1 protein-coding gene is annotated in these 531 nt (G+C 65.7%); it reads left to right on the forward strand.

The features are described from left to right. Positions 1–531 (forward strand): hemagglutinin repeat-containing protein (locus WBR68_RS31465; protein WP_230696283.1); only part of this gene is annotated, 531 nt, incomplete at both ends.

The raw sequence follows: 531 nt of genomic DNA on the forward strand, positions 1-531 counted from the left end.
GACGGCACCCTGATGGCCGGCCGCGACGTCAAGCTTGCGGCCGACGGCGACATCAACAACAGCGGCACCATCGGCGCGCGCGACGCCACCGTCATGACGGCCGCCAACATCGTCAACCAAGCCGGCGGCCTGATCCAGGGCGCCGTCGTCAACCTGGCTGCACGCGAGGACCTGACCAACCTGGTGTCGCTGATCAAGGGCGACAACGTCGCGCTGTCGGCGGGCCGCGACATCGCGCTGACATCCACATCGGCATCGGAAAACAACGGCGCGACCTGGGGTTCGTACATCTCGGGCGTGTCGCGCGTGGACGCCGGCAACCTCAGCATGCAGGCGGGTCGCGACCTGACCCTGACGGCGGCGCAAGTCACCGCCAAGGACGACGTGCGTCTGCAAGCGGGCCGGGATATCAATCTGGCCACGCTGGAGGAGAGCCACGGCGAATCGCTGGTGCGCAACAAGAAGAATCGGCATGACCTGAGTACCAGCAAGGAAATCGGTTCAAGCATTGCCGCTGATGGCAACGTCACG

Origin of the sequence: Achromobacter sp. JD-1 (assembly GCF_038594925.1) — a bacterium.
GTDB lineage: Bacteria > Pseudomonadota > Gammaproteobacteria > Burkholderiales > Burkholderiaceae_B > Achromobacter > Achromobacter spanius_C.